The organism is Streptomyces sp. NPDC012466 (genome assembly GCF_042955215.1).
Taxonomy (GTDB): domain Bacteria; phylum Actinomycetota; class Actinomycetes; order Streptomycetales; family Streptomycetaceae; genus Streptomyces.
In genome coordinates this window covers 142,976-169,879 of sequence record NZ_JBIBEQ010000002.1, presented here as the reverse complement: position 1 = coordinate 169,879, position 26,904 = coordinate 142,976, and the positions used below count along the sequence as shown (strand labels likewise).

Below are 26,904 nucleotides of genomic sequence, written 5' to 3'. Positions count from 1 at the left end.
CCAGGAGCGGGCGGTGGCGGTGCAACGCCACAGATCAGGCGGGTAGCCTTGCTCCCGTGCCCCGTCTGTCTGAAGTCATCGCCGCGCTGGAGACGCTGTGGCCCGCCGAGCGGGCCGAGTCCTGGGACGCGGTCGGCACCGTCGTGGGCGACCCCGACCAGGAGGTCACGCGGGTCCTGTTCGCCGTCGACCCGGTCCAGGAGATCGTCGACGAGGCGGTGAAACTGGGCGCCGACCTGATCGTCACCCACCACCCGCTCTACCTGCGCGGCACGACCACGGTCGCGGCGACGCACTTCAAGGGCCGTGTCGTGCACACCCTCATCAAGAACGACATCGCGCTGCACGTCGCCCACACCAACGCCGACACCGCCGACCCGGGTGTCTCCGACGCCCTCGCGGGCGCGCTGGACCTGCGGATCACCGGGCCGCTCGTGCCGGACCCCACCGACCCCGAGGGCCGCCGCGGCCTCGGCCGCCTCTGCGCGCTGGACCACCCGCTGACCGTCCGCGAGCTCGCCGCCCGCGCCGCCGAGCGGCTGCCCGCCACCGCACAGGGCATCCGCGTCGCCGGCGACCCCGAGGCGCTCGTGCGCACCGTCGCCGTCAGCGGCGGCTCCGGCGACAGTCTCTTCGACCACGTCCGCGCGGCCGGAGCCGACGCCTTCCTCACCGCGGACCTGCGCCACCACCCGGTGTCGGAGGCCCGCGCCCACAGCCCCCTCGCGCTGCTCGACGCGGCGCACTGGGCCACCGAGTGGCCCTGGTGCGAGCTGGCCGCGAGCCAGCTCGACGAGATCTCCGACCGCCACGGATGGGACCTGCGCGTCCACGTCTCGAAGACGGTCACCGACCCCTGGACCGCGCACGCGGCCTCAACCACTTCTGACCCCCTTGGAGCCCCGAACTGAACGCCGCGCCCGCCGACCAGATCCGACTCCTCGACCTCCAGGACCTCGACGTCCGCCTCCAGCAGCTGGCGCACAAGCGCAGGTCGCTGCCCGAGCACGCCGAGATCGAGTCGCTGAGCAAGGACCACATCCAGCTGCGCGACCTGCTCGTGGCCGCGCAGACCGAGGAGAGCGACACCGCCCGCGAGCAGACCAAGGCCGAGCAGGACGTGGACCAGGTGCGCCAGCGCGCCACCCGCGACCAGCAGCGCCTGGACTCCGGCGCCGTCACCTCCCCCAAGGACCTGGAGAACCTCCAGCGCGAGATCGCCTCCCTCGCCAAGCGGCAGGGCGATCTGGAGGACGTGGTGCTGGAGGTCATGGAGCGCCGGGAGTCCGCGCAGGAGCGGGTCGCCGAACTGACCGAGCGTGTCACCTCCGTCCAGTCGAAGATCGACGACGCGACCGCGCGCCGCGACGCGGCCTTCGAGCAGATCGACGGCGAGGTCGCCACGGTCACCAAGGAGCGCGAGGTCATCGCCGGTTCCATCCCCGACGACCTGCTGAAGCTCTACGACAAGCTGCGCGGGCAGCAGGGCGGCGTCGGCGCGGCCAAGCTGTACGCGCGCAGCTGCCAGGGCTGCCGGCAGGAGCTCGCCATCACCGAGCTGGCCGAGATCCGCAAGGCGGCACCCGACACGGTGATCCGCTGCGAGAACTGCCGCCGCATCCTGGTGCGCACGTCCGAGTCCGGCCTCTAGGCCTTCAGGGAGCCGTTCCGGTGCGGGAGTTCATCGTCGAGGCCGACGGCGGGTCGCGGGGCAACCCGGGGCCCGCGGGCTACGGGGCCGTGGTCAGCGACGCGGCGACGGGGGAGACCCTGCGGGAGACCGCAGAGTACATCGGCGTCGCCACGAACAACGTCGCCGAGTACCGGGGCCTCCTCGCGGGCCTGCGCGCCGCCCACGCGCTGGACCCGGCGGCGACGGTCCACGTCCGGATGGACTCCAAGCTCGTCATCGAGCAGATGTCGGGCCGCTGGAAGATCAAGCACCCCGACATGAAGCCCCTGGCGGCGCAGGCGGCCCGCGTCTTCCCGCCCGGGCGCGTCACGTACGAGTGGATGCCGAGGGAGCGGAACAAGCACGCGGACCGGCTGGCCAACGAGGCGATGGACGCGGGGGCCAAGGGCGAGCAGTGGTCGGAATCGGCCTCCACGGCAGAGCTGGACGCGGCCGCCGGGCGCTCGGCCTCCACGGCCGAGCTGGACGGGGCCGCCGGGCGCGCCGCCGGGGTTCCGGAGGCTCCCGGAGCCGCCGAGGACGCCGGGGACGCCGCCCGGGCCGACACCCGCGCCGCCCGAGCCGTGGCCGCCCCCGGCTGGGCGCCCGCCGACATGGGCGCCCCCGCCACCTTCGTCCTGCTGCGCCACGGCGAGACCCCGCTGACGCCCCAGAAGCGGTTCTCCGGGAGCGGCGGAACCGACCCCTCCCTCTCCGACACCGGCCGGGAACAGGCCGAACGGGCCGCCGCGATGCTGGCCCGGCGGGGCACCGTACAGGCCGTCGTGTCGTCGCCGCTCGCCCGTACGCGGGAGACCGCCGGGATCGTCGCCGCCCGGCTCGGGCTCGACGTCGCCATCGACGACGGGCTGCGCGAGACCGACTTCGGTGCCTGGGAGGGACTCACCTTCGCCGAGGTGCGCGAGCGCCACCCCGACGACTTGAACGCCTGGCTGGCCTCACCGGACGCCGAACCCACCGGCGGCGGCGAGAGCTTCGCGGCGACGGCCACCCGGCTCGCCGCCACCCGCGACAAGCTGGTCGCGGCCCACGCGGGCCGAACGGTCCTGCTCGTCACGCACGTGACCCCGATCAAGACGCTCGTCCGGCTCGCCCTGGGCGCTCCGCCGGAGTCCCTGTTCCGCATGGAACTGTCGGCCGCGTCCCTGTCGGTGGTCGCCTACTACGCGGACGGCAACGCCAGCGTCCGTCTCCTCAACGACACGTCCCACCTGCGCTGAGCGCCGCCGCCTCCCGGGCCAGCGCCTCCACACGGTCCCAGTCGCGAGCCGCGACGGCGTCCTGCGGCAGCATCCAGCTCCCGCCCACACAACCGACGTTGGGCAGGGCCAGATAGTCCGGGGCGGAGGCGGGGCCGATCCCGCCCGTGGGGCAGAAACGGGCCTGCGGGAGCGGCCCCGACAGCGACCTCAGATACGCCGTACCGCCCGCGGCCTGCGCCGGGAAGAACTTCATCTCCCGCACCCCGCGCTCCAGCAGCGCCACGACCTCCGACGCCGTCGACACCCCCGGCAGGAACGGCACCCCGGACGCCCGCATCGCCTCCACCAGCACGTCCGTCCAGCCCGGGCTCACCAGGAAGCGGGAGCCCGCGGTCACCGCCTCAGCCACCTGCCCGGGACGGATCACCGTCCCGGCCCCGACCACCGCCCCGGGCACCGCCCGGGCGATCTCCCCGATCGCCGCCAGGGCCGCGGGCGTCCGCAACGTCACCTCGATCGCGGGCAGCCCGCCCGCCACCAGCGCCCGCGCCAGCGGTACGGCGTCACGGGCATCCTCGATGACGACGACGGGGACGACGGGCGCGAGGTCCAGCAGGGAGGCGGGCGGGGCAGGGGAGGCCATGGCCTCATCCTGCCGTCGGCATGCAGAGCGCGCAAAGGTCGTTGCGCACCCTGCAACGCCCGCTAGTGCACGTCGTCCACCAGCACATCCAGCGACCACGCCTGCCCCGCCTTGGCGGGCGCCTGCGCCTCCACGACGTACCCGAGATCCCGGAGCGCCTCCACCAGCTCGGCCGGCCCCTTCGGGTCGGCCCCGGCGGTCAGCAGGCTGCGCACGATCCGCCCCTTCGTCGCCTTGTTGAAGTGACTGACCACCTTCCGCGTCGGCGCGTGCAGCACCCGCACCGACGCCGTCCGCCCGGCGACCTCGCCCTTCGGCTTCCAGGCGGCGGCGTACGCGGCGGACCGCAGATCCAGCACCAGCCCGCTCCCGGCCACCTCGGGCAGCACCGACGCCATCGGCGCACGCCAGTGCGCGCCCAGCGCCCCGAGCCCCGGCAGCTTCACACCCATCGAGCACCGGTAGGACGGAATCCGGTCCGTCACCCGCACCGCACCCCACAGCCCGGAGAACACCAGCAGCGACCGCCCGGCACGCCGCTTGGCGGCCGTGTCGAGGGACGCCAGGCCGAGGGAGTCGTAGAGCACGCCGGTGTAGATCTCCCCGGCAGGCCGCGCCCCCGCCGTCCGCAGCTCCGCGTTCTTCGCGACCTCGCCCCGCAGCCCCTCGCTCAGCCCCAGCACCTCACGCGCCTTGTCCTCGTCCCCGGAGCACAGCTCCACCAACTCGGTGAGGACGGCCTCCCGGGCGGCGGTCAGCCCCGGCAGCGACAACGACTCCGGCTTCAGCGGGGCACCGCGGCCGGAAGAGGCCTTGCCCTCGGACGGCGGCAGCAGGACAAGCACGCGTACTCCTTCGATCGAACTCCGCCGACAGCGTACGGGGACGTCGTGGGCAGCTCAGACGCGCGCCCGGCCGAGGGCCCGGACCAGACCGTCGGCGTCGTCGGCGTGGAACCGCACGAGCCGCACCTCGCGGCGCCGCCCGAGGAAGGTGACGTGCGTGACCGGTTCGGTCAGTTCGAGCGTGACCGTGGTCTGCGACCCCACCTCGACGTCCAGCTCGCCCTCGGCCCGCTCGTGCGTCATCCGCAGCTCGCGCCGCACGGAACCGATCCGCTCCAACGGCACGCACAGATCGACATGGACGTACCGCCGTATCCGCAGCGAGCCGCGCTCCACATCCAGCACGTGCGGACGTACGACGGACGAGGCGTGCAGCGCGACCACGAACACAACCGTGTACACGTCCAGGAAGAGGAACACCGCGTGCACGGCCGGCCAGTCCCGCAACAGCACGGACAACGCGACCGTCTCGACCAGACACACGAACGCGAACCCGGCCATCATCGCGCCCTGCCCACGCGCGTACCCGAAGGCCACCCCGCCGCCCGCCCCGTGCGTACGCCGCACCACCCACAGAGCGAGACTGGCGAACAACTGCAGCTCGTGCCGGACCAGCAGCCACCCGGCCCTCATCGCCGCTCCTCGGTGAGGATCCGCAACGCGCGGCGGACGGCCTCCGCCTGGGCCGGGGCGAGATCGTCGTAGAACGCGCGCAGGACGTTGTCGTGCGGATCGAGCTCACCGGCCCCCGGGAACAGCGTCGTGGGAATGCAGTCGGCGAGCGCCCGGGCCGCCTCGGCGACGCGCGGATCGTCCGGCTCGGCGTCGACGAGCGCGTCGAGCAGCGCGTACGCCTCACCGGCCCGCGCGAGCGCCCCCGGACTCCCCAGCGCCTCACCCACCGACGACACCAGCCGCTCCCGGTCCCCGGCCGGCATGGCGGTCTCCAGGAACGCGATGATCTCGCGGTCCTTGGCGGCCATCGGCGAGTCCGACAGATGCGCGGTCCCGGCGAACAGCGCGGCCAGCTCGGGCGACACCGGCCCCTCGGCGGGCACCCCGCCCTCCGCGTCCAGCAGGGTCCGCAACCGCGCCCGCCGCTCCCGCAGCGCCTCCTCCTGCCGCGCCAGGTCCTCGTCCAGCTCGGTCAGCACCTCGACGAGGTCCTTCCCGGCATCGTCCGCGAGCACGTCCCGCACCTCCGCGAGCCCCAGCCCCAGCTCGGTCAATCGCCGGATCCGCGCCAGCACGACGGCATGCCGCAACCCGTACTCCCGATACCCGTTCGCCCGCCGCTCCGGCTCGGGCAACAGCCCCAGATGGTGGTAGTGCCGCACGGCCCGCGTGGTGACGCCGACGACCCCGGCGAGTTCTCCGATCCGCATGCCACCAGTGAAGACGTTGACGCTGCGGCAGGGTCAAGCACGCCGTCCCCGCGAGCACTGCGCCCGCCCCTTCGGCAAGCCCGTCGCTCTTCCGGAACCGTTCGCCTTCGACCTGGACACGGCCGACCTCCTCTGATCCCCTGTGGGCGGGGGTGCGACATGGGGAGACGAGAACAGACCAGCTGGACCAGGGCACGCCTGGGCCGCGCCGGCCCGCCCCTCGACCTCCTCACCGCCCACTTCGACCAGCACGTCTACGCACCCCACGCCCACGACGAATTCACCATCGGCGTCACCGTCGGCGGCTCGGAGGTCATCGCGTACCGGGGCGGGCACATCCACTCCTACCCCGGCTCGATCGTCGTCCTGGAGCCCGGCGAGATGCACACCGGCGGCCCGGCCGCCTGCGACGGCTACGCCTACCAGGCCCTCTACGCCGAACCGGCCCTCCTCACCGACGGCACCGTCGGCGGCCTCCCGCACTTCCGCGACCCCGTCCTCCACGACCCGGAACTGGCGGCGGCCCTGCGTGCCGCCCACACCGACATCAGCGCCTGCCCCGACCCGCTGGAGGCCGAGTCCCGGCTGCCCTGGCTGCTCACGGCCCTGGCCCGCCGTCACTCCACGGCCCGGGCGGCGAGCGACGCCGTGACCGGCGGCGACGGCATCGCCAGGACCGTACGCGACCGCCTCGCCGACGAACTGCTGGAACCCCCCTCCCTGGCCTCCCTCGCCACGGACCTGGGCCTTTCCCGCTACCAGCTCCTGCGCGCCTTCCGCACGACGATGGGCGTACCGCCGTACGCCTGGCTCGCCCAGCACCGGGTGGCCAGGGCCCGCCGCCTCCTGGAAGCCGGGCTGCGCCCCGCCGAGGTCGCCGGGCTCGTCGGCTTCGCCGACCAGGCACACCTCACTCGTTGGTTCCGCCGGGTGCTGGGGGTGACCCCGGCGGCGTACCGCAACAGCGTTCAAGACACCGTGGGGTGAGACGGCCGAGACTCCCCCCATGACTGCACGCGGCTGGTTCCTGTTCTCCCTGATGGGAGTGGTCTGGGGCGTCCCCTACCTGATGATCAAGGTGGCGGTGGACGACCTGTCCCCGTCCATGGTGGTGTTCACTCGCTGCGCCCTCGGTGCCGCGCTCCTGCTCCCCTTCGCCCTGCGCCAAGGCGGCCTCGGCCGTACCGTCCGGGCCCACTGGAAGCCGATGCTGGCCTTCGCCGTCATCGAGATCATCGGCCCCTGGTGGACCCTGACCGACGCCGAACGCCACCTGTCCAGCTCCACCGCCGGACTCCTCATCGCGGGCGTGCCGATCGTCGCCCTCCTCCTGGCCCGCTTCTTCGGAGCGGAGGAGCGGGTGGGCGCCCGCCGCATCACGGGCCTGGCCCTCGGTCTCGCGGGCGTCACCGTCCTGACTCTGCCGCACCTCACCGGCGGCGACGCCCTGTCGATGGCCGAGGTGCTGGTGACGGTCGTCGGCTATGCCACGGCCCCGCTGATAGCGGCCCGGTACCTCAGGGACGTCCCGACCCTCCAGCTGATCACCCCCTGCCTCACGCTCGCCGCCGTCGTCTACGCCCCGGCCGCGTACCTGACCCGGCCCGAAGCCATGCCCTCGGCCGACGTCCTGGCCGCCCTGGCCGGCCTCGGCATCGTCTGCACCGCGATCGCGTTCGTGGCCTTCCTGGAACTGATCAAGGAGATCGGCCCGACCCGGGCCGGCGTGATCACCTACGTCAATCCGGCGGTAGCGGTAGCCGCAGGCGCGCTTTTCCTGAACGAGGAGCTGACGCTCGGCATCGGCGTCGCCTTCACCCTGATCCTGGCGGGCTCGGTGCTGGCCACGGCCGCGGCGCCGAAGCGTGTCGTCCGCCGGGTACCATGGTCGACACGGCAGACGAGCCGGGCGGACGGCCGCGTGGAGTCCCCCTGACGGGGAGCTTCCCGAGGAACGTCCGGGCTCCACAGGGCAGGGTGGTGGCTAACGGCCACCCGGGGTGACCCGCGGGACAGTGCCACAGAAAGCAGACCGCCGGGGACCTCGGTCCTCGGTAAGGGTGAAACGGTGGTGTAAGAGACCACCAGTGCTTGAGGTGACTCAGGCAGCTAGGTAAACCCCACCCGGAGCAAGGTCAAGAGGGAGCACCTCGGTGCTCCTGCGCGGACGATCGAGGGCTGCCCGCCCGAGTCCGCGGGTAGACCGCACGAGGCCGGTGGCAACACCGGTCCTAGATGGATGGCCGTCTCCCCGGCCGCCGCGAGGCGACCGGGTGACAGAACCCGGCGTACAGCCCGACTCGTCTGCCGCTGCCCGCGGCTTTGCGCGCTCGGCCGGCCCGCGCGGTGGGACCCGGGACGTATCCGGCTTTGAAGCGACGGGGCGGCCTGCACGTAGGGATTCCGGCCGTGCCGCCGCACGGCGAGCCCTGAACGTGTCGGACCTTTGCGGAGCGGCCCAGCACCTCGTCACCCGCCCGCGGAAACCTCCGTAGCGGCAACGTGCGCAAAACCCCGCGACGGACCCGCCCCCCACCCCCGTAGAGCAGACGACAGAAAGCTCACAGGGAGGGGAGCAGGACGTGGCAGGGCACAGGGGCAGGCGTGTCAGAGGTGCGGCGGCCGCAGTGGTGGCGATGGCGGCGCTCACCGCGTCGCAGGCGCCGGGGGCGGTTCCGGCGCGGGCCTTGGTACCGGCGCCCAGGCAGGCACCCGCCGAGGTCGGACCGAGCGTGTCCGGCGACGGCCCGTACCGGACCGAGCTGCCGCCGCTGCGGACCGGGAAGCGCGCGGGCGGCCCGGCGGCGGAGGAGGAAGTGGGCGGCGCGCTGCCGGCGAGTGTGTTCGCCGCCTATCGGCGGGCCGAGGACCGGCTCGCGCGCGAGGCGCCCGGCTGCCGGTTGCGCTGGCAGCTGCTGGCGGCGATCGGGCAGGTGGAGTCGGGGCAGGCATGGGGCGGAAGGGTGACGTCGGACGGTACGACCGTCGCGCCGATCCTCGGCCCGCGGCTGGACGGCGTGGCCTTCGCGCTGATCCGGGACACCGACGACGGCGTCCACGACGGGGACACCGCGTACGACCGTGCGGTCGGGCCGATGCAGTTCATCCCGTCGACCTGGGCCCGCTGGGGTGCGGACGGCAACAGCGACGGGCGTAGGGATCCGAACAACGTCTTCGACGCGGCACTCGCCGCCGGACGGTATCTGTGCGCGGGCGGGCGGGATCTTTCCGTTCCCGCCGAGTTGGACCGGGCGATCCTGGGCTACAACCACTCGGCGGCATACTTGCGCACGGTCCGGGCCTGGTACGCGTACTTCCTGGAAGGGCACCGGGTGGTGCCGGACCGCTCCGCCGGGTCCTCCTCCGCGCGCCCTGAGCCGTCACGATCGCCCTCGAAGCCGGAACGAGCCACACCCACCCCTTCCGGCCGTCCGACCGCCATCCCGTCCCGCCCGTCGTCGGCCCCCGCCTCACCGGCCCCCACCCCATCCCGTCCGGCCGCCGAGCCCCCGGAGACGGAGGAGCCGCAACTCACCGTCCCCGACCCGGACATGGAGCTCCCCGGCGACGACTTGCTGCCCAGCACCGCCCCGCTCACCAGTAACAGCGCGGACTCGATGGCCGTCTCCCCCTCCACAACCGCCGATACTGGGCGGTAATGTCGCCCACCGCCGGACAGCACGAGACCGGTGGGTGAGCGCGAAGGGGCACTCATGGCGACGGACACGCCTGCGGACATGCCCGCAGAGACACCTGCGGAGGTGACCGCGGCCGACGAGCGGTGGCGGCGCATGTGGAGCCACCGTGAGCACCTGCTCAAGGTGGCCCGGCGCCGGTCGATGAGCCCGGAGGACGCCGAGGACGCGGTGCATGAGGCGATGCTGCGTGCCGCCGAGCGGCCCGACCTGGACGAGGAACGGCTCGCTGCCTGGCTGACGACGGTGACGATGCGCCTGTGCGTCGACCGCTACCGACAGGTGAACCGCGAGGCCGAGGTGCGGACCAGCCCGACGCTCGTCGCCCCCGGTCCGGTGCCCGTCGAGGAGGCGGTGTGCGACCGGGCCGAGGCGAAGTGGCTGGCGGTGCGCAGTGGTGAGCTGCCCGCGCGGCAGGCCGAGGCGCTGCGGCTGAAGTCGCAGGACCTGGACGTCGGCCAGGTCGCCGTCCGGATGGGGCTGAGCTACCGGACCGTCGAGTCGCTGCTGGCCCGGGCCAGGCGGACGTTGCGGCAGTCGCTGGCCGCCACGCTCGGGTTCGCGCTGTTCCTGATCGGGTGGGGGCGGCCGCGCGGGGTCGGCAGGGCACAGACCGTGGCGGTCGCCTCGACGGCGGCTTCCCTGGCGGTGGCGGGGTTCGTGCTGCCGTACGCCCTCGACGGCAGCGGAGGCGGTGGCGGTACGGCGCCTCGGTCCACGGTCGCCACGCCGGACGCGGAGACGATGCGGCCGGACGGCGGTGGGGACGGCCGTACGCCTCGGGGAGCTGAGCCCACGGCTGCCGCAGGCGCGCGCGGAGCGGCCGAGGCTCCCGTCAGCGAATCGTTCCTCCCACTGTCCGAGCCGTCGCTGCCGGAGGTCCCGGTCGTCGCGCAGGTCCCGGACGTTCCGGAGATCCCGGTGTCGCCGCTGCCCGGGCTGTCCACGCCGGAGGTCCCGCAGGTGCCCGATGTCCCCGACGTGCGGGTGGAGCACTCCGCCGTGCCGACGGGCATGGCGGACACGGCCGTCCCGGAAGCTCATGAGGCTTCCGACGCACCGTCCATCTCGTTCCCCGAGCTCACGGTGAGCCCGCTTCCGTAGCGCTGCCAGGAAACCCGCCCGGGTAGCGCTGCCCGGCAACCGCCCGAAAGCGCCGCCCGGAACCCCGCCCGGGTAGCGCTGCCCGGCAACCGCCCGAAAGCGCCGCCCGGAACCCCGTCCGCAAGCGCCGCCCGGAACCCCGTCCGCAAGCGCCGCCCGGAACCCCGCTCGAAAAAAATCCGCCACTTGAGCGACGGACGCCCCGCCCCTCCCCGTAGAGCAGATGTCAGAGCTGCTCCATGGGCTGAAGGGTGGACCGGATGGGTGTCGAGATCTGTGTGGAAGGGCTGACCAAGTCCTTCGGTCACCAGGTCATCTGGCAGGACGTCTCGCTGACGCTGCCCGCCGGGGAGGTCTCGGTCATGCTCGGCCCCTCCGGCACGGGCAAGTCGGTGTTCCTCAAGACGCTCGTCGGCCTGCTCAAGCCGGAGCGTGGCTCCATCACGATCCAGGGCCGGGACATCACCAAGCTCCGCGAGCACGACCTGTACGAGGTGCGCAAGCTCTTCGGCGTGCTGTTCCAGGACGGCGCGCTGTTCGGCTCGATGAACCTGTACGACAACATCGCCTTCCCGCTGCGCGAGCACACCCGCAAGTCCGAGAGCGACATCCGGCGCATCGTGCTGGAGAAGATGGACATGGTCGGGCTGATCGGCGCGGAGGGGAAGCTGCCCGGCGAGATCTCCGGCGGGATGCGCAAGCGCGCCGGGCTGGCCCGGGCCCTCGTCCTCGACCCGGAGATCATCCTCTTCGACGAACCCGACTCGGGCCTCGACCCGGTCCGCGTGGCCTACCTCAACCAGCTCATCGTCGACCTCAACGCCCAGATCGACGCGACCTTCCTGATCGTCACGCACGACATCGCCTCCGCCCGCCAGGTGCCGGACAACATCGGGCTGCTGTTCCGCCGCGAGCTGGTGATGTTCGGGCCGCGGGAGAAGCTGCTGGCCAGCGACGAGCCCGTGGTGCGGCAGTTCCTGAACGGCCGGATGCAGGGACCGATCGGCATGGCGGAGGAGAAGGACGCCGCCCAGGTCGAGCAGGAGCTCGCGCAGATCGACGACAGCGCGGGTGTTCAGGCGCCGGCTCCCCGCCTGCTGCCGGGGCCGGGCATCGACCGGCCACCCCGCTGGGAGGCCATCGCCCGGCGCGAGGCGGCGCTCCACCGGAAGGAGGTGGCCGGCGCGTGAGCCTGTCACCGGTGGGAGCGCTGCGGCACTCGGGCAGCCTCTTCGCGATGGCGCTGGACATCGTCCGGACGATTCCCCGACGGCCTTTCCAGGCACGGGAGTTCATCCAGCAGACGTGGTTCGTCGCGAGCGTCACCATCCTGCCGACGGCCCTGGTCTCCATTCCGTTCGGGGCGGTCATCGCGCTCCAGATCGGCAGCCTCACCCGGCAGTTGGGCGCCCAGTCCTTCTCGGGGGCCGCCTCCGTGCTCGCCGTGCTGCGCGAGGCCTCGCCGATCGTCACCGCGCTGCTCATCGCGGGCGCCGGCGGCACGGCGATCTGCGCCGACCTCGGGGCGCGGAAGATCCGCGACGAGATCGACGCGATGCAGGTACTGGGCATCGACCCCATCCACCGGCTGGTCGTCCCCCGTGTGCTGGCGTCGATGCTGGTGGCGGTGCTGCTCAACGGCCTGGTGTCGGTGGTCGGCGTGGCGGGCGGCTACTTCTTCAACGTCGTTCTCCAAAACGGCACCCCGGGCGCCTACCTGGCCTCCTTCACCACCCTCGCCCAGCTTTCCGACTTGTGGGCGGCCGAGGTCAAGGCGCTGGTGTTCGGTGCGATCGCCGGGATCGTCGCCTCCTACAAGGGCCTGACCGCGAAGGGCGGACCCAAGGGTGTGGGCGACGCGGTGAACCAGTCGGTGGTGATCACCTTCATGTTGCTGTTCGTGACCAACTTCGTGATGACCGCGGTGTACTTCCAGGTCGTCCCCCAGAGGGGTTAGCCGATGAGACTCATCGACCGCCCGCTGAAGTCTCTAGAGGCCCTGGGCACCCAGCTCTCCTTCTACGGCCGCTCGCTGGCGTGGACAGGGCGCACCCTGCACCGCTACAAGAAGGAGATCCTGCGACTGCTCGCCGAGGTGAGCTTCGGCCGGGGCGCGCTCGCCGTCGTGGGCGGCACGGTCGGCGTGATCGCCTTCCTGTCGTTCTTCACCGGCACGGAAGTGGGGTTGCAGGGCTACGCCGCGCTCAACCAGCTCGGCACCTCCAACTTCGTCGCGTTCCTCTCGGCGTACTTCAACACCCGTGAGATCGCCCCGCTGGTGGCCGGGCTCGCGCTCTCCGCGACCGTCGGCGCCGGGTTCACCGCCCAGCTCGGCGCGATGCGGATCAGCGAGGAGACCGACGCGCTGGAGGTCATGGGAGTGCCCTCGCTGCCGTTCCTCGTGACGACGCGGATGATCGCCGGGTTCGTGGCCGTCGTCCCGCTGTACGTGATCGGCCTGCTGTCCTCGTACCTGGCCGCCCGCACCATCACCACCGGCTACTACGGGCAGTCCACGGGCACGTACGACCACTACTTCCAGCAGTACCTGCCCCCGGTGGACGTGCTGTGGTCCTTCGGGAAGGTGCTGGTCTTCGCCGTCCTGATCATCCTGGTGCACTGCTTCTACGGCTACTACGCGAGCGGCGGCCCGGCGGGCGTCGGCGTCGCGGTGGGCCGTGCGGTGCGGACCTCGATCGTGGCGATCAACGTCCTGGACTTCTTCCTGTCGCTGGCGATCTGGGGCGCCAGCACGACCGTACGGATCGCGGGGTGAGCCGCCGTATGAGGGTGCTGAGACTGCGGTTGTACGGCGTCGTCTTCATCGCCGTGCTCGCGTTGCTGCTGTCCCTGTCCGTCGCCGTCTACCGGCAGGTGTTCACGCCGGTCGTGCGGATCACGCTGGAGGCCGACAACCTCGGCAACCAGCTCGATCCGCGTGCCGACGTCAAGCTGCGCGGGCTGCTGGTCGGCGAGGTGCGCGAGGTGCGGGCCGACGGGACGAAGGCGACGCTCGACATCGCGCTCAAGCCGGAGCACGTCGCCGCGATCCCGTCCGACGTGCACGCCCGCCTGCTGCCCAAGACGCTGTTCGGCGAGAAGTACGTCGACCTGGTCCCGCCCGCCGGCTCGTCCGGCCGACCCATCCGCGCCGGGGACGTCATCACCCAGGACCGCACCCGCGTCGGCATCGAGGTCCAGCAGCTGATGAACGACCTGCTGCCCCTGCTGCGGACGGTCCAGCCCGGCAAGCTCAACGCCACGCTCTCCGCGTTCGCCACCGCCCTGGAGGGACGCGGCGACCGGATCGGCGACAACCTCACGCGAGTGGAGGCCTACCTGCGCCGCCTCAATCCGCACCTGCCGTCCCTGAAAGAGGACATCGCGCGCTTCGCCGACGTCGCCGAGGTCTACGGCGACGCCGCGCCCGACCTGATGGAGATCCTGCGCAACACCGTCACCACCAGCCGCACGATCGTCGAGGAGAAGGACCGGCTGGCGGCGGCGCTGACGACCACGGCGACTGTCGCGGGCACCGCCGAGGACTTCCTCGACGCGAACGGCGACCGGCTGATCACCCTCGGCCGGGTCTCCCGCCCCACGCTGGAGCTGTTCGCCCGTTACTCCCCGCAGTACCCCTGTCTGCTGGCCGGCCTGGTCCGGCAGGACAAGGCGTCCGAGGAGGCGTTCCGGGGCGGAAAGATGCACATCACGCTGGAGGTCGTACGGGCGCAGGGCGCGTACGAACCGGGTGAGGAACCCCGTTACGGCGAGCGGTCCGGCCCCAACTGCCGTGATCTGCCGCATCCTCCGGTGCCGGCGCCCGGCGCCCACCTCAACGACGGTTCGAAGAAGGCTGGTCCGGCCTCGGGCGGTCCGCTCGGCGTCTCCGCCACCCGGGCCGAGCAGCGGGCCGTCGGCTCGCTCGTGGCACCGGTGCTGGGCGTGCCCGCGGACGAGGTGCCGCCGGTCGCGACGCTGCTCTTTGGGCCGATGGCGCGCGGGACGGCGGTGAGCGTCGCATGAGCACCGCAGGAGCCCGGCAGACCGCCGCCCCGCTGATCAAGTTCAGTCTCTTCGCACTCGTGACGGTGGTGGCGACAGCCCTGCTCGCCGCCACCATCGTCACCATCTCCTTCACCCCCGAGCACGAGTACCGCGCGGTCTTCAGCGACGTCACCGGCCTGGAGGAGGGCGACGACATCCGGGTGGCCGGAGTGCGGGTCGGTGAGGTCGAGGGCATCCGGATCAAGGACCGGACGCTGGCCGAGGTCACCTTCACGGTCAGCCGGGGCCGGCCGCTGCTCACCAGCACCGGCGCCGTCATCCGCTACCGCAACCTGGTCGGTCAGCGCTACGTCGCGCTGACCGAGGGCGCCGGCGACGGCACCCGGCTGCGCCCCGGCGGCACCATCCCGCTCGCCCGCACCCAGCCCGCCCTCGACCTGAACGCGCTGCTGAACGGCTTTAAGCCGCTGTTCGCCGCGCTCAGCCCGAAGGACGTCAACCAGCTCGCCACCGAGATCATCAAGACCCTTCAGGGCGAAGGCGGAACCGTCAACAGCCTGCTGACGCACACGGCGTCGCTCACCACGACGCTGGCCGGCCGCGACAAGCTGATCGGCTCGGTGATCGACAACCTCAACACCGTGCTGAAGACGCTCGACAAGCGCGGCGCCCGCTTCTCCGGACTGCTCAAGCAGCTGCGCCGGGTCATCTCGGGCCTGGCCGCCGACCGCAAGCCCATCGGGGAGTCGCTGGTGAGCATCGGCGACCTGACGGAGGCCACCTCGGGCCTGCTGAAGGACGCGCGTTTGCCGCTGAAGGACGACATCGCGGAGCTGACCGACCTCACCGGGACGCTGAACGACAACGAGAAGACCGTGGAGGGCGTGCTGAAGAGGCTGCCGAACAAGCTCAACGAGCTGACGGGGACGGCGTCCTACGGCTCGTGGTTCAACTTCTACCTGTGCGACTTCGACGGCCGGATCGTGCTGCCGAAGACGAAGCAGGTGCTCACGCCCGAGATGCACGTGGCGAGGGCGAGGTGTGGGGCATGAGCCGCAAGCGCCGCCCGGAGCCGCTGGTCAAGGTGCGGGTGGAACCGCCGAAGCTGCCGCGCGTACGGCTGCCGAGGGTACGGCTCCTGCCGCGCCGCAGGCCGCGTCCGCAGCCGCTGATCAAGGTCCGGGTCGATCCGCCGAAGCTGCCGGGGATACGGCTGCGCCGTCCGCGCCTCGGCCCCTTCCGTGAGCGGAACCCCGTCGTCATCGGCGCCGTCGGACTCACCGTCCTCGCGCTGCTGACTGTGGCCGCGTTCAACGCCGACCGCCTGCCGGTGATCGGCGACGGCGAGACGTACAGCGCCGCCTTCGCGGAGGCGGGCGGTCTCAAGCCGGGCGACGAGGTGCGGATCGCCGGGGTCAAGGTCGGCAAGGTCGAGGAGGTCGGCCTGGACGGAGACCACGTCAAGGTCATCTTCAAGATCAAGGACGAGCCGGCGTTCGGCACCGAGACCGGCGCGTCGATCCGGGTCAAGACGATCCTCGGCGCGAAGTACCTCGCCCTGCACCCCAAGGGACAAGGCCGCCTGGAGCCCGGCAGCGAGATCCCGCTGCGGCGGACCGTCCCCGCGTACGACGTCGTGCAGGCGTTCAGCGATCTCACCACCACGACGGAGAAGGTCGACACCGAACAGCTGGCCAAGGCGCTGGACACCATCTCCACGACCTTCGAGGACTCACCCGAAGAGGTACGGGCGTCCATCAAGGGCCTGTCGAAGATCTCCCGGACGGTGGCCTCGCGCGACAAGGCCCTCGGGGAGCTCCTCGACCACGCGAACGGCGTGACGGGCGTACTCGCCGACCGGTCGGGCGACTTCACCGCCCTGGTCGAGGACGGCGACAAGCTGTTCAAGGAGATCAGCAAGCGGCGTGCGGCGATCCACAAGCTGCTGAAGACCTCCGCCGCGCTCGGCATCCAGCTCTCCGGCCTGGTCCAGGACAACGAGAAGGAGATCGGGCCCGCGCTCAAGGGCCTCAACACCGTGGTGAAGATGCTCGAACGCAACCAAGCCGGCCTGGAGCGGAGCATCAAGCTCCTGGCCCCCTACGTACGAGTCTTCACCAACACCCTCGGCAACGGCCGCTGGTTCGACTCCTACGTCCAGAACCTGATCGCCGCCCCCGTGGTGCCGCGGACGGGAGGCGAGCGGTGAGCAACCGATGGAAGAAGCCCCTGGCCCTGCTGACCGCCCTGGCCGTGGTCGCCGCGCTGACCTACGTCCTGTGGCCGCGGACCGAGCCGGCCCGCGTCACGGCGTACTTCCCCCGCACCGTCGGCATCTACCCCGGCTCGGACGTCCGCGTGCTGGGCGTGCGGATCGGCGAGGTCAGGAAGATCACGCCGGAGGGCGGCCGGGTGCGGGTGGAGCTGGAGTACGACGCCGACCACAAGGTCCCTGCGGACGCGCAGGCCGTGATCATCAACTCCTCGGTGGTCAGCGACCGTTACGTGCAGCTGCTGCCGGTCTACCGGAGCGGCCCGGTGCTGCGGGACGGGGACGAGATCCCCGAGTCGCGCACGGCCGTACCGGTCGAACTGGACCGCGTCTTCGACAGCCTGCACACCACGGCCGAGGCGCTCGGCCCCGAGGGTGCCAACAAGGACGGCGCCCTGTCACGGCTGCTCGGCGTCAGCGCCGACAACCTCGACGGCCAGGGCGAGAACCTCCACCGGATGGTCGGGGACCTCTCGGAGGCGGTCACGACTCTCTCCGACGGCCGCACGGACCTGTTCGGCACGGTCCGCAACCTCCAGGTGTTCACGGCGGCGCTGGCGGCGGACGACAAGAGCGTGCGGTCGTTCAACAGCAGCCTCGCCAAGGTCGCCGAGCAGCTCGCGGGCGAGCGCAAGGACCTGGCGGCGGCGCTGACACACCTCGGCACGGCCCTCGGTGACGTGTCCGCCTTCGTGAAGAAGAACAAGAAGTCGCTGACGAAGAACGTGGAGGGCCTGAGCAAGGTGACCAAGGTGCTCGTCACCCAGCGTGCGGCACTGCAGGAGCTGCTGGAGGTCGCGCCGACGGGTATGTCGAACCTGCACAACGCCTACAACCCCGCCGCCGGCACCCTCGACACACGCAACAACCCCGACCACCCGCAGGATCCGGCCGCTCTGCTGTGCTCGATCCTGAAGACGACCGGGGAGAAGACCGACTGCGGGGACCTGAGGGACCTCTTCGACTCCCTGCCCGAAGTGCCCCGAAGCACCTCGGGCACCGGCACGGTCGACCGCACCCTCGGCGGAATCCTGGGGGCGCGCGCATGAGGCCCCTGAGCAAGGGCGGGGTCGTCGCATGGGCGGCCGTCGGGACGCTGCTGCTGTCCGGCTGCGAGATCAACGGCTGGTACGACGTCCCGCTCCCCGGCGGAGCCGCCGCCGACGGTCACGCCTACCACGTCACCGTCGAGTTCCGCGACGTCCTGGACCTGGTGCCGCAGTCGGCGGTCAAGGTCGACAACGTCACCGTGGGCGCGGTGGAGAAGGTGGAGCTGGATGGCTGGCACGCGAGGGTCCGCCTCCGGGTCGCCGACTCGGTGAAACTGCCCGCCAACGCCGTCGCCGGGCTGCGGCAGACCAGCATGCTCGGCGAGAAGTACGTGGCGCTGGCCGGGCCGCCGGAAGGCACGCCGGTCGGCCGGCTGCGCGACGGTGATGTGATCCCCCTGTCCCGCAGCGGCCGCAACCCGGAGGTCGAGGAGGTGCTGTCCGCGCTGTCCGCGCTGCTCAACGGTGGTGGCGTGGCCCAGCTCAAGACGATCACCACGGAGCTGAACAAGGCCCTGGACGGCCGGGAGAACAGGGTCAGGTCCCTGCTCAAGGAGCTCGACACCTTCATCGGCGGCCTGGACGACCAGCGGCGGGACATCGTCCGCGCGCTGAAGGCGGTGGACCGGCTGGCCAAACGGCTGGGCAAGGAGAAGACGACGATCGCCGAGGCCGTCGACACGATACCGCCCGCCCTGAAGGTCCTGGCCGACCAGCGCCGCGACCTGACGAGGATGCTCACCGCCCTGTCCAAGCTCGGCAAGACCGGCACCAAGGTGATCAATGCCTCGCACGAGGACACGGTCGCCAACCTCAAGCAGCTGCGGCCGATCCTGCGACAGCTCAACAAAGCGGGCAGCGACCTGCCCAACTCCCTGGAGCTGCTGACGACGTACCCGTTCCCGCGCAACGTGGTGGACGCCATCAAGGGTGACTACGTCAACCTGCACGTCACGGCGGACCTCGATCTGGCCGGGATCTACGGCAACCTGAGGGACGAGCCGGGCGGCGGGAACGGCGGGGACACTCAGGTGCCGGAGCTTCCCGCGCCCCCGGACCTGCCGGACGTACCGGACCTGCCGGACGCACCGGATCTCCCGGACGCACCGGATCTCCCGGACGTGCCGAAGCCCACCGCGCTGCCGAGCGGTCCGAGCGTGCCGTCGCGCCCGTCGGCCCCCTCGGACGGCGGCGACCCGCTGTGCCCGCCGGTGTGCACCGCCGGCTACGGCTCCGGCGGCCACCGCGCCGGGGGCGACTGGCCCGAGGGGATCGACCTCGAACTCGCCGAACTGATGCTGAAGGGGGTCCAGCCGTGATCACCCGTACGGTCAAGGCGCAACTGATCGCCTTCGCCGCCCTCACCGCCGTAGGCGTGTCGTACGTCGGCGCCGAGTACACGGGCCTGGTGGACGAAGTCCTGGACCGCGGCTACACCGTGCGGGCCGACTTCGCCGACTCCGGGGGCGTCTTCCCCGGCGCCGAGGTCACCTATCGCGGGGTGCCGGTGGGCAAGGTCGGCGCACTGCGCCTGACCGGCCCGGACGGCGTCTCGGTCGCGCTCGACATCGAGGACGGGGCGCCGCGCATCCCGGCGGACACGCTGGCAGTGGTGGCGAACCGTTCCGCGGTGGGCGAGCAGTACGTCGACCTCCAGCCCCGCACCTCCCGCGGCCCGTACCTGCTGAACGGCAGCACGATCCCGCGCGAGAGCACGCGGGTGCCGCTGTCGACGACGGACATGGTCCTCAGCCTGGACCGCCTGGTGAACTCGGTCGGCAAGGACGATCTGGGCGTCACGGTCGACGAGCTGGGCCAGGCGTTCGCCGGTACCGGCCCGAACCTGAGCCGCCTGGTGGACTCGGGCAACACCCTGGTCGAGTCGGCGTCCGAGGCGCTGCCGGAGACGATCGCCCTGATCGAGGACTCACGCAAGGTCCTGAAGACACAGGCCGACCAGGGCTCGTCGATCAAGTCGTTCGCGCGTGATCTGGCGGCGCTGTCGGCCCAGTTGAAAGCCAGCGACGGGGACCTGCGCAAGCTGATCGGCAACGCGCGGCCGGCGGCGCAGGAGCTGAACTCGCTGCTGAAGTCGACCGGGCCGCAGCTGTCGGTCCTGCTGGCCAACCTGATCAGCGGCGGCCAGGTCACGCTGGCCCGCCTCCCTGGAGTGGAACAGGCCCTGGTCACCTTCCCGCTGATGGTCGCGGGCAGCTACACGGTCGTCCCGGGCGACGGCACCACCCACTTCGGCCTGGTCCTGAACGCCGACGACCCGCCGGCCTGCACCCAGGGGTACGGCACGGCCCGCCGGGACCCCGCGGACACCAGCACCCGCGAGGCGAACACCGGCGCCCGCTGCACGCTCCCGCGCGGCAGTCAGTCGTCGGTACGAGGCGCGCAGAACGCCCCGGGCGCATCGCCCGCCGGCGGCGGCGCGGACCAGGCGACGTACGTCACCCCGTACGACCCGGAGACCGGTACCACCACCGGCCCGGACGGAACAAACGTCGAGATCGGCTCGACGGGCGGCCAGCAGGCCGTGTTCGGAAAGGAGTCATGGCAATGGCTGCTCGTTGGCCCCGTGGCATGAGGCCGGTGCGACCCGGAGTGCTGACGGCGGGACTCGTCGCGGCGACCGTCGCCACCACAGCACTGACGCTCTGGCTGGCCTTCGGCCTCTACCAGCAGCGCGAGGCGGACCAGCGACGCCAGGGCATCCTGGCCGCCGCCCGCCAGTCGGCGCTGAACTTCACCTCCCTCGACTACCGGCACTACGACCGCGACAGCGCGAACGTACTGGCGGGCGCGACCGGCGAGTTCAAGAAGCAGTTCACCGTGCAGACGGACCAGTTGACGAAGCTGGTGGCCCACAACAAGTCCGTGTCGGAGGGCCAGGTCCTGGAGGCGGGCATCGTCCGCTCCGACGAGGACTCGGCCCGGGTACTGGTGGTCGCTGACAGCAAGGTCACCAACACCGCCGCGCCCGAGGGGGAGGCGCGCACGTACCGGCTCCAGCTCGACCTCGTGCACAAGGACGGCCGCTGGCTGACGTCCGACGTCGAGTTCGTCGGCTGACCCACGGGCCGATCCGCCGACCGACAAGCACCGACGAGGAGTACGAGGAGTACCACCATGCCGAAGACGACCACCGGCCGCGCCCCCGCTCCGGGCACCCGGCGCACCATGACGGCGGCCGCCCGCGCGGCGGCGAAGCGCGCGGAGCGCGGCCACCGTGAAGCGGGCGCGGCGACGGCCGGCGACGAGGAGTCCCCGCGGCGGGCCGAACGGCCACGCGCCGGACGCACCGTCCTCGTCGAGGCACCGAAGGACGGCTGGGACGACCCGCCTGAGCCGTCACCGGCGTCGTTCGAGGAAGACGCGCCACAGGAACCGAGCGAGGCCCGCCCCGGCGGCCGTCGAAGGCCGCTCACCTTCCTCCTTGCCGTCCTGCTCGTCCTGGGCCTGGTCGCGCTCGCCGCCCTGGGATGGCAGTACCGTGACGGGCGCCTGACGGAGACGGCCCGGGCCGAGGCGCTCGCGGCCGCGCGAAAGGCGGCGCCGATCGTCCTGTCGTACGACTACCGCCGCCTGGACAAGGACTTCTCCAGGGCCCGTGCCCACCTGACCGGCGACTTCCGCGACGAGTACGGCACGACCACGAAGACCGTGGTCGCCCCGACGGCCCAGAAGTACCACGGCGTGGTGAAGGCCACGGTCGCCGCCCCCGGTTCCTCCGGCGGCACCCCGGCCGCCTCCGTCGTCTCGGCCTCCCCCGACAAGGTCGTGGTCCTGCTCTTCGTCAACCAGGTCACCGAGAGCACTCAGGTTTCCGGGGCCCGCGTGGACCAGAACCGGGTGCGGATGACGATGGACCGCACAGGCGACGGGTGGAAGGTGAGCGCGCTGGACGCGCTGTGAAGGGACCGACCGCCTGATCAGCGCCGTCCGGCCTCGGACTGGTCCTCCAAGAGAGGCGCCCTCACCTGGTCGTGAACCTTACGGCTTCTCGGAGCGAAGCGATGGCACCCTTCACATCGGCCGACCGCGCTGCGAGAGCAGCGGCGGCGTGACCAGTCGATGTACGTCACCTGCCAGCTGCGCCCGGCGAGCAGCAGTCGACGAGGGCCGATGACCTCGTCGGTGAGCAGCGGCTGGCACCGGGCCGTCGGCCGGTGCGGCCAAGACGCTGCAGGAACGAGGCCACACCGAGCCTGGGGCGTCGATCCGGACGACCCGGTCCAGGTCGCCGACGTCGATGCCAGAGCAGCAGCTCTGAATCAACCGGAGTACGGAGCGGTCACTGGACCGCCGACCCCAGCGACCGCTCCCGCACCCGCTCCAGATGCCCCCCGAACACCTCCCGGGCCTCCGGCGTCAGCGTCCGCAATGCCATCAGCGCCGTGATGGCGACATCGCACAACTCCGCCTGCACGTCCTCCCACGTGTGTGTGACGCCCTTGCGCGGGTTCTGGCCCGTCGCCCCGATCACCGCCTCGGAGACCTCGCCTACCTCCTCCGAGAGTTTCAGGATGCGCAGGAGGACGCCCTCGCGGCCCTCGACCGGGCGGTTGGTGTCGAGCCACTCCGACAGGGCATCGATGGTGGACCAGAGTTCAGGGGCGGGGGACTGTTCGTTCATGGGGACGCAGCCTGGCACGAGGGTCTGACAACGGGCCTGACACTGCCCGGCCGCCGCCCCTACTCCATGTACTCCTCCTCGAACAACGCCTCCTGCTCCCCTTCCTTCGCCTTGCGCAGGCGCCTCGTCCGGGCGCCCACCACCGCCGCCGTGCCCGCCGCCGTCGCCGCGAAGGCCGCCGGGATCATCCAGCCGCGGTTGACCGTGTGGCCGAGCAGGTGGTCCAGGGAGAGGCGGCCCGGGCCGGTGACGGCCAGGCCCGCCGCGGTCAGGCCCAGCGTCGCCGCGTACTCGTAGCCGCCGCCCTGGTTGAAGAAGCCGTTCGGGGTGTGCACCGCCGCCGCTCCGGCCATCGCGCCGGCCGCCGCCGCACCCGCGGCCGGGGTGGCCAGGCCCAGGGCCAGCAGGGTGCCGCCGCCGGTCTCCGCGAGGCCGGCCGCGGTCGCGCTCGCCTTGCCGGGGGCGTAGCCGACGGACTCCATGAACTGGCCGGTCCCCTCGATGCCGTGCCCGCCGAACCAGCCGAACAGCTTCTGCGCGCCGTGGGCGGCCAGCACACCCCCCGCCCCCAGCCGGAGCAGCAGCAGGCCCAGATCGCGTCGGTCGTAACGGCTCACGTCGTCTCCCGGAGCAGGCAGCAGGAAGGGAAGAGGGTTCTCATCGCGTTCTCCACCGTCGCATCCCCGGCACCTCGCGCCACCTCGCGGACCCGTCCTGGACGCCGTTCGGGTGGCACGGGTGGCGGGGGGTGGGGGCCGGTACGAGGCTGGCTCGTATGACGATTCAGATCACGCGCCTCAGCGACCCGGCCGTCCGCGCCTTCGTGGCCGCCGTGAACAACCACGACCGCGAGAGCTTCATGGAGCTCCTCGCGCCGGGCGCGACCATGACGGACGACGGCTCCGAGCGGGACCTCGCCGACTGGGTGGAGCGGGAGATCTTCTCCTCCCACGGCCACATGGAGGTCGACAACGAGTCCAACGGCGGCCGTTCCCTCATCGCCCGCTACAGCAACGACACCTGGGGCGAGATGCGCACCCGGTGGAGCTTCACCGTGGACGACGACGGCCGGATCACCCGCTTCGAGACCGGGCAGGCCTGAAACCCGCCTCCCGCAGGGGCTTGTGTTCGTGTGCGCTCCAACTTCTAGCCTCTCCCGGCATGGAGACCACACGGCCGCTGGGACGCGGCGGCATCGAGGTGAGCGCACTCGGCTTCGGCTGCTGGGCGATCGGCGGTGAATGGCAGGCTCTCGACGGGCAGCCGCTCGGCTGGGGCAAGGTCGACGACGAGGAGTCGGTGCGGGCGGTGCGGCGCGCCCTCGACCTGGGCGTCACCTTCTTCGACACCGCCGACACCTACGGGGCCGGGCACAGCGAACGCGTGCTGGGGCGGGCTCTCGGCAAGCGCAGGGCGGATGTCGTCGTCGCCACCAAGTGGGGCAACGTGTTCGACGAGGAGACCCGCACCCTCACCGGCGGCGACGACTCCGCGGCTTATCTGCGCCAGGCCCTGACCGCGTCCCTGCGCCGGCTCGGCACCGACTACGTCGACCTCTACCAGTTCCACCTCTCCGACGCGGACCCCGAGCGCGCCGCCCTGCTCCGTGACACCTGCGAGGAGCTGGTCCGCGAAGGGCTGATACGGGCCTACGCGTGGAGCACCGACGACCCCGCACGCGCCGCCGTGTTCGCCGAGGGGCCGCACTGCGCCGCCGTCCAGCACGCGCTCAACGTCCTCCAGGACGCGCCCGCGATGCTGCGGCTGTGCGAGGAGGCGGGCCTCGCGAGCATCAACCGCAGTCCGCTCGCCATGGGGCTGCTCACCGGGAAGCGCCGGGAGGGGCAGCCGTTGGAGGCCGGGGACATCCGCAGCAGGCCCCCGGCCTGGTTGCGGGGTTTCGGTGCCGGGTCCGGCGCCGACCCTGAGTGGCTCGCCCGGGTCGACGCTCTCAGGGAGGTCCTCACCAGCGAGGGCCGCACGCTCGCCCAGGGCGCGCTGGCCTGGCTGTGGTCGCGCAGCCCGCGCACGGTTCCCATCCCCGGCTTCCGCTCGGTCGCCCAGGCGGAGGAGAACGCAGGGGCCCTGGACAAGGGGGCCTTGACCGGCGCGCAGCTCGCAGAGGTCGACCGGCTGCTCGGGCGGTGACCCCACATCCGGTCCCTGCATCCGGTCCTTGACGTGTGCGGCAGCCGTTCCACACGCACCGGTGCGTACTTCGCGGTCCCTCGCGAAGTCCACCCCCACCCGGTGCGGTGGAACGACTGCCGCCGCCCCCCTGGATGTGGCCTACGGAAGCCCTCTGCTCCAACTGTGAAGCTTTCGTGTAGGAGAGTTGAGCATAGGCTCCCTATCGGCCGCAATGGGGCGGACGTTGCTATTCCGGTTGTGCAGGTTGACGACTTGACGAACTCCGTCGTGTGCTCAGCCGCGTCCGACGTACGGCATCGCCGTCGCCAGTACGGTCGCGAACTGCACGTTCGCCTCCAGCGGCAGCTCCGCCATGTGCCGCACCGTGCGGGCCACGTCCGCGACGTCCATGACCGGTTCCGGGGCGACTTCCCCGTTTGCCTGGAGGGCTCCCGTCTGCATACGGGACGTCATGTCGGTGGCCGCGTTGCCGATGTCGATCTGCCCGACGGCGATCCGGTACGGCCGCCCGTCCAGAGAGAGGGACTTCGTCAGGCCCGTCAGGGCGTGTTTGGTCGCCGTGTAGGCCACCGACAGCGGGCGGGGCGTGTGGGCGGAGATCGAGCCGTTGTTGATGATCCGGCCGCCCTGCGGCTCCTGCTCCTTCATCTGCCGGTACGCCGCCTGCGCGCACAGGAACGCCCCGTTGAGGTTGGTGTCCACCACGTGCCGCCACGCCTCGTAGGGCAGCTCCTCGACCGGCACGCCACCCGGCCCGAACGTGCCCGCGTTGTTGAACAGCAGGTCGACCCGGCCGAAGCGCTCGACGGTCGCGGCGAAGAGGGCGCTCACGTCCTCGGGGCGTGAGACGTCCGTCCGTACGGTGAGAGCGGCACCGACGGTCGCCCTCCCGGCCGGGCCCCCGCTCGTGCCGCCGGTCACTCTCCCGGTCGTGCCCCCACTGGTGCCCCCGCTCGTGCCGCCGTGTGTGCCCTCGGGCGCCAGGGCCGCCGTCTCCTCCAGCGTCTCGGCGCGCCGGCCCGCCAGTGCCACCGACCAGCCCGCGCGCAGCAGTTCCACGGCGACCGCCCGGCCGATGCCGGAACCCGCCCCGGTCACCACCGCGATTGCATTGTCCTTGGCATTCATGCGCCCGCAGCGTACGGGAGCCACGTCCGCACGCTGCGGGACCAGGGCTCAAGCCGGCGTGAGCTCCGTCGTGAGGTCCTCGTCCGGGGTCTCGCCCGGGTAGCGGACGCCGACGCGGTTCCGGATGGCGTCGAGCGTCCGCATCACGGCGAGCGTGCCGTCGAGCGGCACCAGCGGGGACTCGGTCTCACCCGCGCGCACGGCCCGCATCACCTCCAGCGCCTCGTGGCGCATGCTGTTGCGGGGTCCGTCCGCCGGATCGGCGGTGAACTCCTCAGCGTCGCGGCCGTCCCGGTGCAGGACGAAACCCTCCGGGAAGAAGAACCCGTGCGGGATGTCGATCCGGCCCTTCGAGCCGGTGACCGAGGCGGAGGTCGCCGTACCGCCCACGATGGAGCAGTGCACCGAACCGAGCGCGCCGCTGTCGAAGGAGAGCACCGCCGCCGTCTGGAGGTCGACGCCCTCCTCGGAGAGCACCGCCCGCGCCGCGACGTCCGACGGCTCCCCGAGCAGCAGCTGCGCGAACGACACCGGGTACACGCCCAGGTCGAGCAGCGCGCCGCCGCCCAGCTCCGGGTTCCGCAGCCGGTGCGAGGGCGGGAACGGGCCGGCCAGCCCGAAGTCGGCCTGGACGCTGCGCACCTCGCCGATCGCGCCGTCGTCGACCAGCGCCTTCAGCCGCCGCACCAGCGGGTTGCAGTACATCCACATGGCTTCCATCAGGAAGCGCCCGTGCTCGCGCGCCAGCGCGACGAGTTCCTCCGCCTCGCGCAGGTTCAGCGTGAAGGGCTTCTCGCACAGCACGTGCCGCCCGGCCGCGAGACACAGCCCGGCGGCGGCCCGGTGCGCGGTGTGCGGGGTGGCGACGTAGACGACATCGATGTCCTCGTCCTGCGCGAGCGCGTTCCAGTCGCCGTAGGCCCGGGGTATCCCGAACCGCTCCGCGAACGTCTTCGCCGACGCCTCGGACCGCGACGCGACCGCCACGACCTCCGCGTCCGGCAGGTCGATCAGATCCGCGGTGAACGCGCCCGCGATCCCCCCGGTCGCCAGGATCCCCCACCGCACCGTGTCCACCGTCATCGCG

28 protein-coding genes, 1 other RNA gene and 2 pseudogenes are annotated in these 26,904 nt (G+C 72.0%); 22 read left to right on the top strand and 9 right to left on the bottom strand.

The features are described from left to right. Window positions 1-56 precede the first annotated feature (56 nt). Genes ACFY9E_RS08285 through ACFY9E_RS08275 form a run of 3 tightly spaced genes read left to right on the top strand, consistent with a single transcriptional unit; the run spans window position 57 to window position 2,913 of the window. Entirely contained in the window at window positions 57-911 is an 855-nt protein-coding gene (locus tag ACFY9E_RS08285) for a Nif3-like dinuclear metal center hexameric protein (protein WP_390980623.1), read from the top strand. Further along, on the top strand, window positions 908-1,651 hold the full coding sequence (locus ACFY9E_RS08280; RefSeq protein WP_390982006.1) for a C4-type zinc ribbon domain-containing protein: 744 nt from the start codon (window positions 908-910) through the stop codon (window positions 1,649-1,651). The genes ACFY9E_RS08285 and ACFY9E_RS08280 overlap by 4 nt, the downstream gene beginning before the upstream one ends. Before the next feature lie 20 nt (window positions 1,652-1,671). Next, window positions 1,672-2,913 (top strand): bifunctional RNase H/acid phosphatase, encoded by a 1,242-nt coding sequence (locus tag ACFY9E_RS08275; protein WP_390980621.1) that lies wholly within the window; start codon window positions 1,672-1,674, stop codon window positions 2,911-2,913. Here the strand turns inward: ACFY9E_RS08275 and eda are convergent. The 4 genes from eda to ACFY9E_RS08255 all read right to left on the bottom strand — a co-directional run bounded on the left by eda (window position 2,888) and on the right by ACFY9E_RS08255 (window position 5,768). Next, entirely contained in the window at window positions 2,888-3,538 is a 651-nt protein-coding gene (gene eda / locus ACFY9E_RS08270) for a bifunctional 4-hydroxy-2-oxoglutarate aldolase/2-dehydro-3-deoxy-phosphogluconate aldolase (protein ID WP_390980619.1), read from the bottom strand. The two genes, ACFY9E_RS08275 and eda, sit on opposite strands and share 26 nt — an antisense overlap. A 62-nt stretch (window positions 3,539-3,600) precedes the next feature. After that, window positions 3,601-4,383 (bottom strand): peroxide stress protein YaaA, encoded by a 783-nt coding sequence (gene yaaA / locus ACFY9E_RS08265; protein ID WP_390980617.1) that lies wholly within the window; start codon window positions 4,381-4,383, stop codon window positions 3,601-3,603. 54 nt (window positions 4,384-4,437) lie between these two features. Continuing rightward, the gene (locus ACFY9E_RS08260) at window positions 4,438-5,016 is read right to left on the bottom strand and encodes a hypothetical protein (protein ID WP_390980616.1); all 579 of its coding nucleotides are present in this window, start codon (window positions 5,014-5,016) and stop codon (window positions 4,438-4,440) included. After that, window positions 5,013-5,768, bottom strand: a complete 756-nt coding sequence (locus tag ACFY9E_RS08255; RefSeq protein ID WP_390980614.1) for a MerR family transcriptional regulator — start codon at window positions 5,766-5,768, stop codon at window positions 5,013-5,015. Before ACFY9E_RS08255 ends, ACFY9E_RS08260 begins: the two co-directional genes overlap by 4 nt. A 7-nt stretch (window positions 5,769-5,775) precedes the next feature. Here ACFY9E_RS08255 and ACFY9E_RS08250 point away from each other — a divergent pair, with 7 nt between their 5' ends. From ACFY9E_RS08250 to ACFY9E_RS08170, 17 genes and pseudogenes are all read left to right on the top strand, one after another. Next, window positions 5,776-5,904: a hypothetical protein gene (locus ACFY9E_RS08250; protein WP_390980612.1), complete on the top strand. Its 129-nt coding sequence runs from the start codon at window positions 5,776-5,778 to the stop codon at window positions 5,902-5,904. Between the two features lie 23 nt (window positions 5,905-5,927). Further along, window positions 5,928-6,755: an AraC family ligand binding domain-containing protein gene (locus ACFY9E_RS08245; protein WP_390980610.1), complete on the top strand. Its 828-nt coding sequence runs from the start codon at window positions 5,928-5,930 to the stop codon at window positions 6,753-6,755. A 19-nt stretch (window positions 6,756-6,774) separates the two neighbouring features. Then, window positions 6,775-7,554: pseudogene (locus tag ACFY9E_RS08240) on the top strand (DMT family transporter); the annotation flags it as partial. Between the two features lie 115 nt (window positions 7,555-7,669). Then, window positions 7,670-8,075, top strand: an RNA gene (gene rnpB / locus ACFY9E_RS08235) — RNase P RNA component class A. A 329-nt stretch (window positions 8,076-8,404) separates the two neighbouring features. After that, a complete protein-coding gene (locus tag ACFY9E_RS08230) occupies window positions 8,405-9,427 on the top strand; it encodes a lytic murein transglycosylase (RefSeq protein WP_390982003.1) in 1,023 nt (340 codons plus the stop codon). 54 nt (window positions 9,428-9,481) lie between these two features. Beyond that, window positions 9,482-10,567, top strand: a complete 1,086-nt coding sequence (locus tag ACFY9E_RS08225) for a sigma-70 family RNA polymerase sigma factor (protein WP_390980608.1) — start codon at window positions 9,482-9,484, stop codon at window positions 10,565-10,567. A 260-nt stretch (window positions 10,568-10,827) separates the two neighbouring features. After that, window positions 10,828-11,757, top strand: coding sequence for an ATP-binding cassette domain-containing protein (locus tag ACFY9E_RS08220; RefSeq protein WP_390980607.1), 930 nt, complete (start codon window positions 10,828-10,830; stop codon window positions 11,755-11,757). Further along, entirely contained in the window at window positions 11,754-12,524 is a 771-nt protein-coding gene (locus ACFY9E_RS08215; protein WP_390980606.1) for an ABC transporter permease, read from the top strand. The genes ACFY9E_RS08220 and ACFY9E_RS08215 overlap by 4 nt, the downstream gene beginning before the upstream one ends. 3 nt (window positions 12,525-12,527) lie before the next feature. Further along, entirely contained in the window at window positions 12,528-13,343 is an 816-nt protein-coding gene (locus tag ACFY9E_RS08210) for an ABC transporter permease (protein ID WP_390980604.1), read from the top strand. 8 nt (window positions 13,344-13,351) lie between these two features. Further along, window positions 13,352-14,593: an MCE family protein gene (locus ACFY9E_RS08205; protein WP_390980602.1), complete on the top strand. Its 1,242-nt coding sequence runs from the start codon at window positions 13,352-13,354 to the stop codon at window positions 14,591-14,593. Beyond that, complete coding sequence (locus ACFY9E_RS08200) at window positions 14,590-15,627, top strand: MCE family protein (RefSeq protein ID WP_390980600.1); 1,038 nt, start codon at window positions 14,590-14,592, stop codon at window positions 15,625-15,627. The genes ACFY9E_RS08205 and ACFY9E_RS08200 overlap by 4 nt, the downstream gene beginning before the upstream one ends. Next, window positions 15,624-16,784 carry an MCE family protein gene (locus tag ACFY9E_RS08195; RefSeq protein WP_390980598.1) on the top strand — a complete coding sequence of 387 codons (1,161 nt, stop codon included), beginning with the start codon at window positions 15,624-15,626 and terminating at the stop codon, window positions 16,782-16,784. Before ACFY9E_RS08200 ends, ACFY9E_RS08195 begins: the two co-directional genes overlap by 4 nt. Next, the gene (locus ACFY9E_RS08190) at window positions 16,781-17,896 is read left to right on the top strand and encodes an MCE family protein (protein WP_390980596.1); all 1,116 of its coding nucleotides are present in this window, start codon (window positions 16,781-16,783) and stop codon (window positions 17,894-17,896) included. Before ACFY9E_RS08195 ends, ACFY9E_RS08190 begins: the two co-directional genes overlap by 4 nt. Continuing rightward, window positions 17,893-19,215, top strand: a complete 1,323-nt coding sequence (locus ACFY9E_RS08185) for an MCE family protein (RefSeq protein ID WP_390980594.1) — start codon at window positions 17,893-17,895, stop codon at window positions 19,213-19,215. The genes ACFY9E_RS08190 and ACFY9E_RS08185 overlap by 4 nt, the downstream gene beginning before the upstream one ends. Then, window positions 19,212-20,489 (top strand): MCE family protein, encoded by a 1,278-nt coding sequence (locus ACFY9E_RS08180; protein ID WP_390980592.1) that lies wholly within the window; start codon window positions 19,212-19,214, stop codon window positions 20,487-20,489. Before ACFY9E_RS08185 ends, ACFY9E_RS08180 begins: the two co-directional genes overlap by 4 nt. Beyond that, entirely contained in the window at window positions 20,486-20,974 is a 489-nt protein-coding gene (locus ACFY9E_RS08175) for a hypothetical protein (protein ID WP_390980590.1), read from the top strand. Before ACFY9E_RS08180 ends, ACFY9E_RS08175 begins: the two co-directional genes overlap by 4 nt. A 57-nt stretch (window positions 20,975-21,031) precedes the next feature. Continuing rightward, the gene (locus tag ACFY9E_RS08170) at window positions 21,032-21,817 is read left to right on the top strand and encodes a hypothetical protein (protein ID WP_390980588.1); all 786 of its coding nucleotides are present in this window, start codon (window positions 21,032-21,034) and stop codon (window positions 21,815-21,817) included. Window positions 21,818-22,046: 229 nt separating this feature from the next. Here ACFY9E_RS08170 and ACFY9E_RS08165 read toward each other — a convergent pair. The 3 genes and pseudogenes from ACFY9E_RS08165 to ACFY9E_RS08155 form a co-directional block, all read right to left on the bottom strand. Next, window positions 22,047-22,159, bottom strand: a pseudogene (locus tag ACFY9E_RS08165) (helicase-related protein); the annotation flags it as partial. Window positions 22,160-22,196: 37 nt separating this feature from the next. Beyond that, window positions 22,197-22,538 carry a MazG-like family protein gene (locus tag ACFY9E_RS08160; RefSeq protein WP_390980586.1) on the bottom strand — a complete coding sequence of 114 codons (342 nt, stop codon included), beginning with the start codon at window positions 22,536-22,538 and terminating at the stop codon, window positions 22,197-22,199. 59 nt (window positions 22,539-22,597) lie between these two features. Beyond that, on the bottom strand, window positions 22,598-23,155 hold the full coding sequence (locus ACFY9E_RS08155) for a DoxX family membrane protein (protein ID WP_390980584.1): 558 nt from the start codon (window positions 23,153-23,155) through the stop codon (window positions 22,598-22,600). A 158-nt stretch (window positions 23,156-23,313) separates the two neighbouring features. Between ACFY9E_RS08155 and ACFY9E_RS08150 the strand changes: the two genes are divergently transcribed. Together ACFY9E_RS08150 and ACFY9E_RS08145 are read left to right on the top strand one after the other, a co-directional pair. Next, window positions 23,314-23,640: a nuclear transport factor 2 family protein gene (locus tag ACFY9E_RS08150; RefSeq protein WP_390980582.1), complete on the top strand. Its 327-nt coding sequence runs from the start codon at window positions 23,314-23,316 to the stop codon at window positions 23,638-23,640. A gap of 59 nt (window positions 23,641-23,699) precedes the next feature. Next, a complete protein-coding gene (locus ACFY9E_RS08145) occupies window positions 23,700-24,686 on the top strand; it encodes an aldo/keto reductase (RefSeq protein ID WP_390980580.1) in 987 nt (328 codons plus the stop codon). A 276-nt stretch (window positions 24,687-24,962) separates the two neighbouring features. Here ACFY9E_RS08145 and ACFY9E_RS08140 read toward each other — a convergent pair whose 3' ends face one another. After that, complete coding sequence (locus ACFY9E_RS08140; RefSeq protein WP_390980578.1) at window positions 24,963-25,817, bottom strand: SDR family NAD(P)-dependent oxidoreductase; 855 nt, start codon at window positions 25,815-25,817, stop codon at window positions 24,963-24,965. Window positions 25,818-25,865: 48 nt separating this feature from the next. Continuing rightward, the gene (locus ACFY9E_RS08135; RefSeq protein ID WP_390980576.1) at window positions 25,866-26,900 is read right to left on the bottom strand and encodes a Gfo/Idh/MocA family oxidoreductase; all 1,035 of its coding nucleotides are present in this window, start codon (window positions 26,898-26,900) and stop codon (window positions 25,866-25,868) included. Window positions 26,901-26,904 lie beyond the last annotated feature (4 nt).